At 58.5% G+C, this 15234-nt stretch carries 17 protein-coding genes; 3 read left to right on the top strand and 14 right to left on the bottom strand.

Annotated elements, in window-relative coordinates; all coding sequences use genetic code 11:
- Positions 1-52 precede the first annotated feature (52 nt).
- The 8 genes from AC1D2R_RS12030 to AC1D2R_RS11995 all read right to left on the bottom strand — a co-directional run bounded on the left by AC1D2R_RS12030 (position 53) and on the right by AC1D2R_RS11995 (position 7322).
- A complete protein-coding gene (locus tag AC1D2R_RS12030; RefSeq protein ID WP_477967495.1) occupies positions 53-217 on the bottom strand; it encodes a DUF1328 domain-containing protein in 165 nt (54 codons plus the stop codon).
- 420 nt (positions 218-637) lie between these two features.
- Positions 638-820 (bottom strand): hypothetical protein, encoded by a 183-nt coding sequence (locus AC1D2R_RS12025; RefSeq protein ID WP_477967494.1) that lies wholly within the window; start codon positions 818-820, stop codon positions 638-640.
- Between the two features lie 161 nt (positions 821-981).
- A complete protein-coding gene (locus AC1D2R_RS12020) occupies positions 982-1731 on the bottom strand; it encodes an ABC transporter ATP-binding protein (RefSeq protein ID WP_477967493.1) in 750 nt (249 codons plus the stop codon).
- Positions 1728-2561: an ABC transporter ATP-binding protein gene (locus tag AC1D2R_RS12015; protein WP_477967492.1), complete on the bottom strand. Its 834-nt coding sequence runs from the start codon at positions 2559-2561 to the stop codon at positions 1728-1730. Before AC1D2R_RS12015 ends, AC1D2R_RS12020 begins: the two co-directional genes overlap by 4 nt.
- Positions 2558-3493: an ABC transporter permease gene (locus AC1D2R_RS12010; protein WP_477967491.1), complete on the bottom strand. Its 936-nt coding sequence runs from the start codon at positions 3491-3493 to the stop codon at positions 2558-2560. Before AC1D2R_RS12010 ends, AC1D2R_RS12015 begins: the two co-directional genes overlap by 4 nt.
- Complete coding sequence (locus tag AC1D2R_RS12005) at positions 3490-4557, bottom strand: ABC transporter permease (protein WP_477967490.1); 1068 nt, start codon at positions 4555-4557, stop codon at positions 3490-3492. The genes AC1D2R_RS12010 and AC1D2R_RS12005 overlap by 4 nt, the downstream gene beginning before the upstream one ends.
- 18 nt (positions 4558-4575) lie before the next feature.
- Positions 4576-6213 carry an ABC transporter substrate-binding protein gene (locus tag AC1D2R_RS12000; protein ID WP_477967585.1) on the bottom strand — a complete coding sequence of 546 codons (1638 nt, stop codon included), beginning with the start codon at positions 6211-6213 and terminating at the stop codon, positions 4576-4578.
- A 50-nt stretch (positions 6214-6263) separates the two neighbouring features.
- Positions 6264-7322, bottom strand: coding sequence for a dipeptidase (locus AC1D2R_RS11995; RefSeq protein ID WP_477967489.1), 1059 nt, complete (start codon positions 7320-7322; stop codon positions 6264-6266).
- 190 nt (positions 7323-7512) lie between these two features.
- Between AC1D2R_RS11995 and AC1D2R_RS11990 the strand changes: the two genes are divergently transcribed.
- Entirely contained in the window at positions 7513-8022 is a 510-nt protein-coding gene (locus AC1D2R_RS11990) for a DUF1993 domain-containing protein (protein ID WP_477967488.1), read from the top strand.
- Positions 8023-8028: 6 nt separating this feature from the next.
- Here the strand turns inward: AC1D2R_RS11990 and AC1D2R_RS11985 are convergent, their stop codons facing one another.
- Both AC1D2R_RS11985 and galE read right to left on the bottom strand, forming a co-directional pair.
- Entirely contained in the window at positions 8029-9549 is a 1521-nt protein-coding gene (locus tag AC1D2R_RS11985; RefSeq protein WP_477967487.1) for an alkaline phosphatase family protein, read from the bottom strand.
- A gap of 10 nt (positions 9550-9559) precedes the next feature.
- Positions 9560-10543 carry a UDP-glucose 4-epimerase GalE gene (galE, locus tag AC1D2R_RS11980; RefSeq protein WP_477967486.1) on the bottom strand — a complete coding sequence of 328 codons (984 nt, stop codon included), beginning with the start codon at positions 10541-10543 and terminating at the stop codon, positions 9560-9562.
- A 349-nt stretch (positions 10544-10892) separates the two neighbouring features.
- On the opposite strand from galE, the gene AC1D2R_RS11975 reads away from it, so the two are divergent.
- The gene (locus tag AC1D2R_RS11975) at positions 10893-11666 is read left to right on the top strand and encodes a class I SAM-dependent methyltransferase (protein WP_477967485.1); all 774 of its coding nucleotides are present in this window, start codon (positions 10893-10895) and stop codon (positions 11664-11666) included.
- Between the two features lie 181 nt (positions 11667-11847).
- Here AC1D2R_RS11975 and AC1D2R_RS11970 read toward each other — a convergent pair whose 3' ends face one another.
- From AC1D2R_RS11970 to AC1D2R_RS11955, 4 genes are read right to left on the bottom strand one after another with little or no spacing between them, the layout of a single operon-like run.
- A complete protein-coding gene (locus AC1D2R_RS11970; protein ID WP_477967484.1) occupies positions 11848-12501 on the bottom strand; it encodes a CDP-alcohol phosphatidyltransferase family protein in 654 nt (217 codons plus the stop codon).
- Entirely contained in the window at positions 12498-12890 is a 393-nt protein-coding gene (locus tag AC1D2R_RS11965; protein ID WP_477967483.1) for a hypothetical protein, read from the bottom strand. Before AC1D2R_RS11965 ends, AC1D2R_RS11970 begins: the two co-directional genes overlap by 4 nt.
- A complete protein-coding gene (locus tag AC1D2R_RS11960; protein WP_477967482.1) occupies positions 12887-13837 on the bottom strand; it encodes a phosphatidate cytidylyltransferase in 951 nt (316 codons plus the stop codon). Before AC1D2R_RS11960 ends, AC1D2R_RS11965 begins: the two co-directional genes overlap by 4 nt.
- Positions 13834-14478: a lysophospholipid acyltransferase family protein gene (locus AC1D2R_RS11955; protein WP_477967481.1), complete on the bottom strand. Its 645-nt coding sequence runs from the start codon at positions 14476-14478 to the stop codon at positions 13834-13836. Before AC1D2R_RS11955 ends, AC1D2R_RS11960 begins: the two co-directional genes overlap by 4 nt.
- Positions 14479-14668: 190 nt before the next feature.
- On the opposite strand from AC1D2R_RS11955, the gene AC1D2R_RS11950 reads away from it, so the two are divergent.
- A complete protein-coding gene (locus AC1D2R_RS11950) occupies positions 14669-14983 on the top strand; it encodes a DUF6074 family protein (protein WP_477967480.1) in 315 nt (104 codons plus the stop codon).
- The last annotated feature ends 251 nt before the right edge of the window (positions 14984-15234 follow it).

Genomic DNA, 15234 nt, shown 5'->3' with positions numbered 1-15234 from the left:
CACAGAAAATCCGGCGCCTTTCGGACGCCGGATTTGGTCGATGCTGACTGATTCAGGCTCGGCGGAGCAGGCGCGCCAGCAGCGATACGACGAAAAGCGCCAGGAACAAGAAGAAGAGTACTTGGGCAATTGACGCCGACGCTCCTGCAATGCCGCCAAACCCCAGAACGCCTGCGATCAGCGCCACAACAAGAAATACGAGTGCATAGTAAAGCATTTCCATCTCCCTAGTCGTTTTGTGACGGGATAACGATGGTTCACATGATTGGTTCCGCCGAGGGCGAAGGACCTTCATATTGATATATCTATAAGCGGGTGCGATGCAGAAGTGCTTACTAAGCTTGTCCTAGCCAATGATTCCGCAGACGACAGCCGCCAAGAAAACAAACGCCGCTGTCACGAGAGTCGCATTCAACACAAGGTGAACCTTGCTGCGGGTTGTCGCAGGCTTCTTCGAGCGCACGGAACCATACTGGTTCACATGAGTATGCGATATACCCAGGTCTGCCATGTGCTGCCTCCATCTGTTCTAGCGCTCTTCATCGGAGCTTATTTTCTTATAATGTCTATGTGATTGGTAGAGATAAAATTCCACCGGATGCGGAAGGATGAGAAAATCCGTTCGACATCGACGGAGCTAGCAGAGAGTCCGCCAAGCCCAAATCAAAGAACGCTCAACCGCGGTTTCCTGATGTGGCGCGTTGGGGGCCTCGATCAGCCGGCGGTCTCGTTCTGCCGGTATGGACGTTTCATTCGCAGCTCTGTCGGTCTTGGCCGGAGGTGCGAGGTATCCCATGGTCATGCCGCCGAGAAAGAACATGCCTCATCTCCATGATCACGAAAACTAACAGTCGTTAACGCGATCATGACAGAAGCAAGGCAGGTGTCAATAGTCTAGTCGATTGGTCGTGTTTTAACGGACTGTTATTCTTAACGCGCCGACCGACACCAGGGATTTCAATCATTTGAAAATGTTGGCTTTCAGGCTTTTACAAAACCCTTGCTCGCGATCATCAAATTTCTCGTGTAGTCCTCGTGAACCGACGCCCGTGAGAGCTGCAACGCGGTCAGTCGTTCGACGACGGCGCCATTGCGCATAACGGCAAGCCGCTTGCACATATGGGTGATGACTCCGAGATCATGGCTGACCATGACAAATGTCAGCTTTCGTTCATGTCGGACTTCTTCCAGCAGATTCAGGACCTCGGCCTGCACGGATGCATCCAAGGCAGAGGTGGGCTCGTCGAGCAATAGGATGGACGGCTCGACGATCAGTGCGCGGGCGATGGCAACCCGCTGCCGTTGGCCGCCGGATAGCTGATGCGGGTAGCGGAAGCGGAAGCCGTTGCCGAGGCCGACCTCGTCGAGTGCGCGGGCGATGCGCCTTTCGCCGTCGCCGATGCCGTGGATCGCCAAGGGTTCGAGCAGCAGACGGTCGATGGTCTGTCGCGGATGCAGCGAGCCGTATGGATCCTGGAAGACCATCTGCACCTGCCGATAGAATTCCCTGCTTCGCCGTGAACCGACCAACGGCTCGCCGTGAATTCTGATCGCCCCGCTCCTGACCGGTGCGAGACCGGCGACCGCGCGTAGCAGGGTCGATTTTCCCGAGCCGGATTCGCCGACAAGTCCGAACGATTCTCCGGTTTCGATCTCTACGCTTACTTGTTTCAGCGCATGAAAATGGTCGTAGACAACGCTGAGATTGTCGATGGAAAGTGCTGCGCTCATAGGGCCCACTCCGGCTTTCGATCCAGGACCGGCAGCGGATGCCTGTTCTCGCCGATCTGCGGCATGCAGTTCAAAAGCCCCTGCGTGTAAGGATGTTGTGCATTTTTGAGATCCGAGGCCTTGAGCTCCTCCACGACCTTTCCGGCATACATGACGATGACGCGGTCGCAGAAAGACGAGACGAGGCGGAGGTCGTGAGAGACGAAAATCAGTCCCATACCGCGCTGCGAGACCAGGCGGTCCATGATACGAAGAACGTCGAGCTGGACCGTGACATCCAGCGCCGATGTCGGCTCGTCGGCAATCAGCAGCTCCGGATCGGCAATCAGCATCATCGCAATCATAGCTCGCTGTCCCATGCCACCGGAAACCTCGTGCGGATAGAGATCGAACACGCGTTGCGGATCGCGGATCTGCACTGCCTCCAGCATCGCGATGGCGCGGTCGCGTGCTTCTGCCTTGCCGACCTTCTCGTGCGTGCGCAGTGTTTCGCAGATCTGGCGGCCGATCGTCATGACGGGATCCAGAGAGTATTTCGGATCCTGCAGAACCATCGCGATGCGCTTGCCGCGCAGCTGGCGCCGCTGCTTTGCCGGTGCTGCCAGCAGGTCTATGCCGTTGAAATCGAGCGTATCGGCCGTCACGATGCCATGGCCTGGCGTGAGTCCCATGATCGCGCGCCCAGTCTGGGACTTTCCAGAGCCGGATTCTCCGACGATCCCAAGCCGCTCCTTTCCGAGTGTGAAGGAGACGCCGCGCACGGCCTCGATGACGCCGGTGCGCGTGGGATAGCTGACCTTCAAGTTCTTAACGGCGAGGAGAGCAGTCATTGTCCGCTCTCCTTCGGGTCAAGCGCGTCACGCAGCCCGTCGCCGAGCAGATTGAAGCCGAGGCTGACGATCAGGATCGCGATACCGGGCATGGCGGCAACCCACCACTGATCGAGGATGAAGCGGCGCCCCGAAGCGATCATAGCGCCCCATTCCGGAAGCGGCGGCTGTGCTCCGAGGCCGAGGAAGCCGAGGCCGGCTGCCGTCAGAATGATGCCTGCCATGTCGAGCGTTACGCGAACGATCAACGAGGAGATGCAGAGCGGCATGACGTGGCGAATCACGATGCGAAGCGGCGAGGCGCCCATCAGCCTGACCGCGGAGATATAGTCGGAGCGTCGGACCGTCAGTGTTTCGGCACGTGCTATACGGGCGTATGGCGGCCACGACGTGATAGCGATGGCGATGATAGCGTTCTGGATGCCGGGGCCGAGCGCTGCGACGAACGCAAGTGCCAGCACAAGCTTCGGGAAGGCGAGGAAGATGTCGGTGATACGCATCAAAACGGCATCGACCCACCCCCCGGCATAGCCCGATACCGTGCCGACGAGGAGGCCGATCGGCGCGGATATGACGGCAACGAGCACCACCACCATCAGCGTCAGACGGGACCCATAAATCAACCGCGAATAGATGTCGCGGCCCTGATCGTCTGTGCCAAGCAGGAAGCCGTCGGTGCCGGGCGGCAGCAGGCGAGAGTTCTTGAGGTCTCCGATGACAGGAGAATGCGTCGCGAGCACATCGGCGAATGCAGCGACTAATAGCAAAGCTATGATGATCAGAAGGCCGAGAACGGCGAGCGGGTTGGCGGTGAACTGGCGCCAGGTGACGTAAGCCCGTCCGAGGCGAGCCTGGGTGCGGGACTGCGGCCGATCGGACAGCAGCCACTCGCGGCGGCTAAGGGGTGGTGTTTGATTTGCGGGAGCGGTCATCGGCTTCGCGTCCTGGGATCGAGGGAGCGATAAAGTAGATCGGACAGAAGATTGATGCCGATGAACACGGTGCCGATCACGATCGTGCCACCGAGCACCGCATTCATGTCTGCGTTCTGCAGCGAGTTGGTGATGTAAAGTCCAATGCCCGGCCAGGAGAAGACTGTTTCCGTCAGAACCGAGCCTTCGAGCAAGCCGGCATAGGACAACGCAATGACGGTTACGAGGGGCACGGCCGCGTTGCGAAGCGCATGGCCCCAGATCACCCTTGTTTCCGACAGGCCCTTGGCCCGTGCGGCTACGACATATTCCTGGCTGAGCTCGTTCAGCATGAAGCTGCGCGTCATTCGACTGATATAGGCCAACGAGAAATAGCCGAGCAACGATGCGGGCAGGATGATGTGCCGGAACACGTCATAGAATACGTCCCATTGCCCCTGTACCGCGCTGTCAAAGAGATAGAAACCGGTTATCGGGGTAAAGGTGTATTCGAAGACAATATCGATCCGCCCAGGAAAAGCCACCCAGCGCAGTTTGGCGTAGAAAATAACAAGCGAGATAAGCGCCAGCCAGAAAATTGGGACGGAATAGCCGATGAGACCGATGACGCGCACGATCTGGTCGGCAAAGCTGCCGCGCCTGACCGCCGCGAGGACGCCGAGCGGCACGCCGATGACCGAACCGATGATCGTTCCGAGGGTCGCAAGCTCGATCGTAGCGGGAAAGACGCGCCTGATATCGGTCATCACAGGGTTGGTGGTCAGAACCGACGTGCCGAAATCACCCGAGAGGATGCTTCCTAGATAGATATAAAACTGCTGGTAAAGCGGCAGATCGAAACCGAGTTCGCGGCGAACGCGCTCGACGACATGGGCTGGCGCCCGGTCGCCGAGGATCGCGAGAACCGGGTCGATCGGCACAACGCGGCCGATGAAGAATGTCACGGCCAGAAGGCCGAGATAAGTGGTCACGGCGGCGACTAGAAAGCGGCCGATCGCTTTGGTAACAGGAAGAGCACGGCCGGGTTTCGGCCGTGCTTCCGTCTTTGTTTCGACGATGCTCAATGGATCAATCCTGCCGGATCATTCCTTGCCGATCGGGCCAACGTAGTTGGTGTCGAAGCTCGGTCCCAACTTGAAGCCGCTGAGTGCCTTCCGATAGCCGGCAACTTCCGTTTGCTGGAAGATGACCACGAAGGGGCTGTTGGCTAGGAATTTCTTCTGGATGTCTTCATACATCGCCGCACGCTTGGCGCTGTCGCGCTCCAGCAAGGCGGCCTTGGTCTCCTTGTCGAGCTCCGGTGCCTCCCAGGTGTTGCGCCATGCCAGCGTCTTCACCGTACCCGCATCCGAGTTGTCGGGATTCGTGGTGAAGGTGTCGGCATTCGAGTTCGGGTCGAAGTAGTCCGAACCCCACTGGCCGATGTACATGTCGTGGGTGCGGGCACGGTACTTGGTGAGCGTCTGCTTGCCGTCGCCCGGAATGATTTCCATCTTCACGCCTGCCTGCGCGAGTGACTGCTGCATCGATTCCGCAATGCCGGTGACGGGCTGCGTGTTACGCACATCCATCGTTACAGTGAAGCCGTCCTTCAGACCGGCCTTGGCCAGAAGTTCCTTGGCCTTGGCGACATCGAACTTGTACGGGTTCTCGCTCAGAGCGCCGAGCTGGCCTTTCGGCAGGAAGCTCTGATGGATATCGCCGATGCCCTTGATGAGTGTTGCGCCGATCGCATCATAGTCGACCAGATACTTGAATGCTTCCTGGACTTCCGGCTTTTTCAGGTTCTCGTTCTTCGAGTTGAGGCTAACGTAGTAGACGGTGCCCTTGGGGGCGCTTTCCTGAGCAAGATCGGCATTCTTCGCAACAGCGTCGAGATCGTTCGGCTCGAGGTTGCGGGCGATATCGATATCGCCGGATTCAAGCGCCAGACGTTGGGCGGAACTTTCCTTCATGTAGCGATAGATGACGCGGTTGAGCTTGGCCTTCTCGCCGTAGTAATTGTCGTTGCGCTCCAACACGACAACTTCATTCGCGCGCCATTCCCGGAGCTTGAAGGTGCCGGAACCGGCATAGCCCGTCTTAAGCCACTCGTTGCCGAAATCGTTGTCGTATTTGTAGTCGGCGCTCGGCGTGATCGGCTTGACGTGATCCAGAACCAGCTTCTTGTCGACAACGGAGGCAACCGTCGCGGTCAGGCAGTTCAAAACGAAGCTCGGTGAATACGGCTTGTCGACTGTGAAGACGAATGTGCCCGCATCCGCTGCCTTGGCCTTTTCGGCGACGTTGTCGCCGTTGATGCCGAACTGGGTGATGATGAAGGCCGGGCTCTTGTCGAGTTTGACCGCACGCTCGAACGACCAGGCTACGTCTTCCGCCGTGATCGGGTTACCGGAGGCGAACTTCAGGCCGGACTTCAGTTTGAAAGTGTAGGTCAGGCCATCATCGGACACAGACCAGCTATCGGCGAGATCGCCCTTGACCTTCGATGTGTCGTCCATGTCGAGGCGCACAAGCAGGCTGTAGGTGTTGCTGGTGACTTCCGCTGTCGACAGTTCAAATGCCTCGCCGGGATCCATCGTGATGATGTCGTCGATTGCGAAGCCTTCGACCAAGGTGTCCTTGGGGGTCTCTGCGAAGGCGGCTGGTGCAGCCATCAACAGAATGGAAAGTGCAGCGCCTGCGGAAAGCAGACGCAAATGGCTGTTCAGGTTGTTCATTTTCACGGTTTTATTCCCCTTTTTTAAGTTCCACACAAAGCACTACGAGCTCAGACGTCCTCTTCCCTCCACGCCGAAGCCAGTATCCGCAGCCAGTTCCCACTGGCAAGTTTTTCAAGATCGCGCGCGCCGTATCCAGCACGCTCGAGTGCGGCGATCAGCTTCTGATTGCCGGCCGCGTCGCCAATTTCGTCGGGAATCGTCGCTCCATCGAAATCCGAACCGAGAGCCACGCAATCGATGCCGACGCGCTCCACCAGGTAATCAATATGGCGAATCATGTCGCTTAGCGGTGTGTCGCCGTCTGAGCGTCCATCGCTGCGCAGCATCGCAGTCGCGTAATTGACGCCGACGAGGCCGCTGCTCTCCTTGATCGCATCCAACTGCCGGTCGGTCAAATTGCGGGCAACCGGCGTCAGTGCATGTGCATTCGAGTGGCTGGCGACGAGCGGTTGATCCGTGGTCTTCGCCACATCCCAGAAGCCCTTCTCGGTTATGTGGGCGAGGTCGATCATGATGCCGAGGCGATTGCACTCCCGAACCAGTTCGAAGCCGGCTGCCGTCAGCCCAGGTGCCGTGTCCGGCGACATGGGGAAGGCGAACGGTACGCCGTGGCCGAAGATGTTGTGGCGGCTCCAGACCGGGCCGAGCGACCGCAGACCGGCAGCATAGAAGACTTCCAGCGCAGCCAGATCGGCTCCGATCGCCTCGCACCCTTCCATATGCATGACGGCGGCAAATACGCCGTCCGCCATTGCTTGTCTGATACCCTTGCCTGTGCGGCACAGGCGCCAGGCGCCTGCGCTATCCAGACGCAGCGCGATTGCAGCCATTTCGGTCGCCACCCTTAGAGAAGGCAATGGCTCAAGCGGAGCGGCAAATGGTGTGACGTAATGGCCGTTCTTGTCGGGATCGGCGAAAACGAGGTCACCCGACGGCACATAGATTGCGCAGAGTCCGCCCACGAGCCCGCCCGCCTTGGCGCGAGGGGCATCGATGTGACCCGAAGCTATTCCGTTGGAAAACTCAGCGACTGGATCATCGCCTGCCTGCTCGTGTGTCCAAAGCCGGAGAAGAACGTCATTGTGGCCGTCGAATACGAATTGCATGTATGTTCCTGTTTGCCCGGGGGGGCGATACCAAGAGCGCAGAATAGAAAAGTTGGCGAAATACGCCACCCCCCTTCCTAATTATGTTTCTATTTTAGACAGACGGTTGGCGGGATGGAAATGTCATCGGAACTGACTACATGATCCCACGGCAAAGGTGGCTGATCGGCCGCGTTCGATGGAGAGATTTATGCCTATTTCGATGTATCGCCTGACTGTTCCTCTGTTCCGGCGTGGTTTGGCCACCTTGAGTGGCTATCTCGACAAGGCCGAGACGTTTGCCGGCGAAAAGGGCATGAACCCTTCCGAGTTGGTCGCCGTCCGCCTGGTTCCGGACATGCTCCCGTTCTCCGGGCAGTATCAACGGGCGACGGACAGCGCAAAGCTCGCGATCTCGCGCCTGACTGGCGTCGAAGCGCCGAAATTCGAAGACAACGAGACGACGATAGCCGAATTGCGGGCGCGTCTGGCCAAGACCGAGGCTCACCTTGCGACCATTGCGCTGGATGCGCTCGACGGAACGGAGACGCGCGAAGTTGTCATCGCGCCCGGTGGCAACAAGGTTATTTTCCGTGGCGAGGAATATCTTGTGACCTTCGCGCTGCCGAACTTCTACTTCCATATCTCGATGGCGCACGCGATCCTGCGCAATCAAGGCGTGCCCGTCGGAAAGATGGATTACCTCGGTCGTTTTACCTGAGGCTCTTCAGGGCCGGCGTTTGACCGGCCCTCCTTCCGTCAATTCGGTGTAGGCAAGCGTTTGATCGAGATGACGCGCACGTAGAGACAGCAGCTTCTCGGCGTAGGCGAGGCGCGTTGATGCATGAACCGGATCGGCGGCGATGTTGTTCAGCTCCATCGGGTCGTTGCGTAGATCAAAGAGCAGCGGCGGAAGCGCAGTGAAATGCACGAACTTGAACTTTTCGTCGCGCATGACGGCAAGGTTGCATTCGCTGGAGCGCAGCCTGAAATGTGCTTCCGCGGCTTGATGTTCGATGTCGCGGAAATCGAACTCCCAGAAGGCGGCATCGCGCCAGTTCTCCGCCTTGTGCCCGCGGGTAAACGGAAGGAGAGATTGGCCGTCGAGGCTGTTCTTCGGCTCGATGCCGAGACGCTCACAGAGCGTTGGGAAAATGTCCGCAGCGCTCGTGAAATGCAGTACCGTCGTGCCGATTGCCGGCGACCGGGGATCGCGAATAACGAGCGGGATGTGGTAGCTGCCGTCGAAGAAGCCGCCCTTGCCAAACGTCCAGTGATCGCCTGCCATCTCCGCATGGTCGGACGTGAATACCACAACTGTATTTTCCCAGGCGCCGGCTTGCTTGAGCGCTTTCCAGATCTCTCCCAGCTGAGCATCCACTTCGGCGATCATCCCGTAGTAGATGGCCCGGATGTCCGAAAAATCCTGTGCGCCCCAATCGCTGACGGGTCCCGTTGCGCCGTGGATGAAGCTGCCCTTATCGGTTCTCGGCATGGCATAGGACAGATAGGGATGGGACCGTTCTTCCGTTTCGCGAGTGGGCGCCCGTGCGAAATCCGGCCCGTCGCCGCGGCCGAACATGTCGTTGAACGGAGCTGGCGCTGAAAAGGGTGGATGCGGCCGCAGGAAGGATACGTGTGCAAACCACGGCGCATCCTGTTCTCCGAGCCAGCGGATGAATTCGCCGGTCATGAACGCGGTCTGGGTTTCATCCCTGGAATACTCCGTCGGCACCCTCGAAATCTCGCCGGGCTTCGCACCGACGGGAATATGGATATCCCGGCTTGTCGCATTCTCGTGGCCGCGCGAGCGCAACCAGGAAAGCCACTGCCTTTCATGTTCCGGCAGCAGCTGCCGCGCGGTGAAACCTGGGAGAAGTCCCTCGTAGGTCGTCAGATGCGGATCGCGCGCATCGAGACCGCGTGGGTCAGGCGCGGTATCGGTATATCCAAACAGCGTCGGGTCGTAGCCCGCCCGCCTTGCCGCCAGGGCAAGGTTGTCAAAACGCGCATCCAAGGGGGACCCGTTGCGGCAGACGCGGTGGTTCATCTGGTAAAGGCCGGTGTAGAGCGTGGCGCGTGCCGGTGAGCACGGGGCTGCACCGGCATAGTGGCGCGCAAACAGCGCGCCTTCTGCGGCAAGGGCATCCACGTTCGGCGTCTTCACGCAGGGGTGACCGACCGCTGAAAGACAATCACCGCGCCATTGGTCCGCGGTGATCAAGAGAATGTTCGGCTTGCCGCTCATGAAGATCCGCTCAATGCTGATTGGATTTGGCGTGCCAGTTCCAGGCGGAGCTGATGATCGCCGAGAGGTCATGCTGCGGCACCCAGCCAAGTACCTCGCGCGCCTTGTCGTTGTTGGCGACAAGAGTGTGCGAATCGCCTTCGCGGCGACCGACAAATTCGACAGGAAAGGGTTTTGCCGATACCTGCTCGATGGTCGAAAGCAGCTCCTTGACGGTCGTGCCCGTGCCGGTTCCGAGATTGAGGGCAACTGACTCCCCGCCTCTCAGCAGGTACTCGACCGCGCGAACGTGGGCGTCGGCGAGATCCAGCACATGGATGTAGTCGCGCACGCAGGTGCCGTCGCGTGTTTCATAGTCGCTTCCGAAGACCTTGAAGCCTTCGCGTCGACCGAGCGCTGCATCGATCGCGAGCGGGATGGCGTGGGTTTCCGGTTTGTGCCATTCGCCGATCCGGCCTTCGAAATCTGCGCCCGCGGCGTTGAAGTACCGTAGGACCACCGAGCGAAAGCCCGTGTACCTGTCGTAGTCGGAGAGCGCCTGCTCGACGATATATTTGGTACGGCCGTATGGATTGATCGGCACTTGCCGGTGTGTTTCGTCCAGCGGTACACTCAGTGGCAGACCGTATGTCGCGCATGTCGAGGAAAAGACGAAGGCCTTGATTCCCGCTTCCTGTGCGGCCGCGAGCAGCGTAAGCGTGCCGATCACGTTGTTTTCATAGAAAGCGACCGGATCTTTCACCGATTCGCCGACTTCAATCAGAGCCGCAAAGTGCAGGATTGCGGCCGGTTTGTGCTTGGCCAGAACCTCGTCTAGTCGGGCGCGGTCCCTGATATCTCCCTCTTCGGCTATTCCCCATTTGACGAACTCGCGGTGTCCGTTTGAGAAGTTGTCGAACACGACCGGCTTGAAGCCCTTGTTTGCGAGATCGAGACACGTATGCGAGCCGATATATCCCGCACCACCGACGACCAGTATCGTTTCACCTGCCATGCACCACCTTCTGTTGCTGTATTGGACGGGAAAGAATTAAAGTAAGGAGATGGCGATAAAAAGAAGGAAACGACAGACTCGCTGCTTTAATGCCATCATATCGCTAACGCGATTAGCAGATTTTTCGTTTCGCAATGTGACGAAGTCATTCGGCTTGCCTGCGGCAGACAAGTCAACGAAAACGCAACAGATCTCTCAGAACATACTGTCTCTCCGTTAGAATTCTCGTTGTCTTTCTCCGGGCGTATGCAATATTTTTGCTTTATAAATTGGAAATTCTTGTTTTATTGTCGATGGCAGGAATAATATTTCGAATTGAATTCAGCGATGACTTGGAAAGCCATTTCAAATGGATCCTGCGCTTCGGAAATTCGTCTTTCATGATCTTCAGGCGATCGAGGGTTATATAGATCCGCCGGATGCACTCGTTTTTCTGTCTCTTTTACGTTCCCAGGCGTCTTCGGGTCTCGGCGGAGCGGTGGCCGAAATCGGCGTCTACTACGGCCGATCCTATTTTCTATTCAGGAGAATTTGTGGCGACGAGGTTGTGGCAATCGATTCCTTCGACATCGGCGATACGGGCGGTATCGACCAATATGCTCGGTTTGTCGAAAACGGCCGCCGCCTTGGTTTGCCGGTGCGCGAGGATTTGGTGATCAAAAGCGACAGCACGCTGTTGAAGCCCTCGGACATCAAAGACAGGGCCGGTTCGATTCGCTTCTTCAGCGTCGATGGCGGCCATATGCTCTTCCACGTTGCGTCGGACAGCCAACTGGCAGCGAACTCGCTTGCCGACCACGGCATCATCGCCTTCGACGACACGTTCAACCCCACGTGGCCGGAGGTCACGGTTGGCGTTGCAGACTTCCTGCGCGCACAGCAAGGCGCATTCTCCGTTTTCTGCATAACGAAGTACAAGACCTATGTTTGCCGGCAGCCTTTTCATGGGTTCTATTCTCAGGCCATTGCGACATCGCCTGATCTTAGCGCATTCGGTCATGTAGAGACCGAATTTCTGGGCTCAAAGGCGACGCGCCTTGAGAATCCGATGCGGCGCAGAATCGTTCACGAATTTCTCGTTCGCACCGGCATGAGCATCTTATCAGAGAGAGTCTACAGATAGCGTCCGTGGCAATCTCGACAGGGAGTCAGCGCAAGGAGGCGAGGGCTGGAAAAATGCCTCGCCGAAGCGAGGCTAGTCCTAGGCCGCTTCGGGGAAAAGAAGAAGCGGCGTGGCTGTTTTATTGTTGCCCTGTGTTTCCACAAGCGCACTTTCGGCCATTCCGGTACTCTCGCCGCAGACGCTAGAGAGCTGATCGACTGTCCTTCAGTCGCTGAACGAGATTTCGGCTGCGGCGGAGGGCAGTAACGCCTGCGCCAACGGCGACGAGCCACAGAGCGATGGTCAGAACTTGATTTTCCCAGTTCCATAGTGGCTCAACTGTCGAGATCAGCGCGGCGGCGGTAATTGTCGCCATGCGGTGCTGCTTAGCCATCGGACCTGAAAAGTCGCTTGGCTGCCCCGTTGCGCGGCCGAGTTCGCGAACGTAGGCGGTCAAGATCGCAAATGAAGCCGCTGCCCAGCCCAGACCGGGCGATCCGATTCCGGCCCCTGCCCCGACGAGGATCAGGATGTCGGCAACGCGATCGGGAAATTCGTTCCAGAATGGACCGTCCGCTGCACCCTTGCCGCCTTCGACCGCCACCATGCCGTCAAAGAGGTTGCAGAGCAGCCGCACTTGGCAGAATCCGGCGGCCAACAGAAGAAGGATGATCCGCGCCCAACCAGTACTCGCTCCAGACAGGGAGAATGCGCCGCCCGCCAGCGCGGCCGCGAGCATGCTCGCCTGGGAGATCTGATTGGGCGTGACAGATTTCAACGCGAGCCATTGTGCGATCGACCGAGCCCAATGCGTGTCGCGGCTTGCAAGCGGTCTGCGTTCGCCCGGTTGGGTCATGTCCGGTCTCCCTTTCGGTACAAAGAGTAGCTGTAGATCGTCGCGTAGCTCGTAGAGACCGCGAGAGGCAAGGCGATGGTCTTGAGTATCTCAGGTGTCCCGCTCAACGCATGGATTGCCGTGAGAATGGCGCTCGAGGCGACGCATGCGATCAGCGGCGGCGCCCAGAATGCGGTCATTCCCGCGAACCGACCGGAGAGGCGCTCCACGGCGGTCTTGAGGAATAGTGTCAGGCATGCCGACAGAGTTCCCTGCACTGCGCCAGCCAGCAATGTTCGCGGAACCGGATACTCCCGGTTGGCCAGCACCGCCCATCCGCCCATGGCCAAGAACGCGAATGCGACATGGGTAATACTGCTGCTTGCGGCGCGCTGGAGCCCGCGGTTCATGTGTTCGACCACCAATAGCGCACGATGTGGAAGAAAATTGGCGCGGAAAAGACCACGGAGTCGAGCCGGTCAATCAGTCCACCGTGTCCTTCGATGAGATTGCCCCAATCCTTTACGCCGCGGTCCCGCTTGATAGCCGACATGACCAGGCCCCCGAAGAAGCCCATCAAGGTGATGATGAAGGCAAGCAGGCCGGCCTGAATGGGTGTGAACGGCGTGATCCACCACAGCCCGGCGCCAATCAATGTCGCGCTGGCGATGCCGCCAACGAAACCCTCGACCGTCTTTGAGGGCGACAGCTTCGGCGCGATCTTGGTTCGCCCGAACAACTTGCCCCAGACATATTGCAGTACGTCGCTGAGTTGGACAATGATTACGAGGAAGGCGATCAGCAGGACGTTGCGGCCTTCATAGCCTGCGATGTTCAGTGTCAGCAGCGCTGGAACGTGCGAGGCGCAGAAGACGCATATCATCAGCGCCCACTGCACCTCGGCAATCCTGTCGAGAAAGCGTTCGGTATCGCCACGCAAAACGGAGATGATCGGCATCAGAAGGAACGCGTATACAGGAATGAAGATCGAGAATATGCCGTATTGCTTTGCCCAGAGCAGGAAATACTGGATCGGGAGCACGACGAAGAAGGCGGCTGCGAGCGCCCAGTGATCGGCGCGTTTCGTATGGGTGAGGGTGATAAATTCGCGCAAGGCCGCAAACGAGCAGAAACCGAACAGGACAAGAACCCCAATCCGTCCGGCGAGGAAGGCGAGGCCGATCAGGATGGCCATGACCCACCACGCCTTGATCCGCGCATTGAGATTTTCGATGGAGGCGTTCGAGCCATCCGGAGATAAGCGGCGTTGGAGGATGTAGCCGATGGCAGATGCTGCGATCAGCACGGTCAGGATCCCGAGCACGAGTGTCCATAGATCGGAATTGGCCGTGTTCATGCGTTACCGCCTGCCTGTTTGGGGGACAGACCCAGAAGCGCGGTTCGCGCCCTGTTCAGGAACGCCTCCTTGCTCTCGTTGGGTTCGATCCGAAGGGCGCTGCCGAAACTGACCGTGCATATCAACGGGATAGGCACAATTTCTCCCTTCGGCATCACCCGGTTGAGGTTGTTGATCCAGACCGGCACAAGGCAGACATCCGGTCGGCTCGATGCGAGATGAAAAAGGCCGCTTTTAAACGGCAGCAGCGATGCGTCGGTCTGATTGCGGGTACCCTCCGGGAAGAGAATCAACGACGAGCCGGCATCGATTGCGGTTGCCATGACCTCAATTGGGTCATGTGTGCGCTTGTCGCGATCACGCTCTATGAGAACGGCGTCGAAGACATCGCGCCCGATGAATCGGCTTATCGATGACTTGAGCCAGTATTCGGCACCGGCAACCGGGCGGGTGTTTCGTCTCATCCGCGGTGGCAGAACCGCCCAGACCAGGATGAAATCGCCATGACTGGAGTGATTTGCAAAATAGACGCATTGCCCCGCGGGGGCGCCCTCGGCCGGCCAGATCGCGCGAACGGCAGTGATAGCGCGCGCAAACAGAACGATAGCCGCCGCCGCAGGCTTCGCGATCACCTTTCGCACCAATGTCGTCCCCCCTGTCCCGCCTGAAGCAGATTGCAAATGTGTAGCCTTCTTTGCAACCGATCAAAAGCCCGCTTTTGAGGCAGGCCCCGATGCCTGCCCGAAACGGTGCGGCACTTCATCCGACGGGTGGAGGAAAGCGTTAACTATGCTTCGGTAGGAATGACGTCGAACACAACGGAACGAATCGATGTCGGTACAAACACGCAAGAAGCTGCAGGCAATGACCATGAGCGAAATCATCCTCTTTCCGGTTGCCTCGCGTGCGGGCGACATCGATCGATGTGCTGCGGAACTGGAGCGTTGCCATGGTGAAGACGCTGTTCATTTCTGGAAAACGGAATGCCGCCGACTTGCCGATGAGCTCGCCTCGCTCGGCTTCTCTGAAGATCAAGTCCGCCAGCAGGTGATGATCTTCCAGACTGAAGTTCAGCAGGCGCTCGTCGAGCGCTGCCAGGCCCGTGCGATTTCCCAGAGCCGGAGCGGTCGCGCCCTCAAGCGTTAAACGGAATCACGCCTTGATTCTTCGGAGCGTGCCTTCGCTGCTCGCTTCCGAACGAACATATCGCGGCCGCGCGCGGATCTTTTCATTTGCTATAACAAGTTAGCCGTCTTCGTTCGGAAATTCCGCTCGCCAAGTGGTAGTGTGATAACGTCGCGCTGAGATCCGAAAGGGTCGTCCGTGGCGATCAAACAGTCGCGATCGCTGCCTGGGGAGGAGAGCTTATGTTGCATGCGAGCTCGTCGCCTGTGACA

It is taken from the genome of Rhizobium sp. P1_C7 (genome assembly GCF_056406295.1).
Note: the sequence above shows the minus strand (reverse complement) of the source record. Positions and strands in the feature narration are given on the sequence as shown.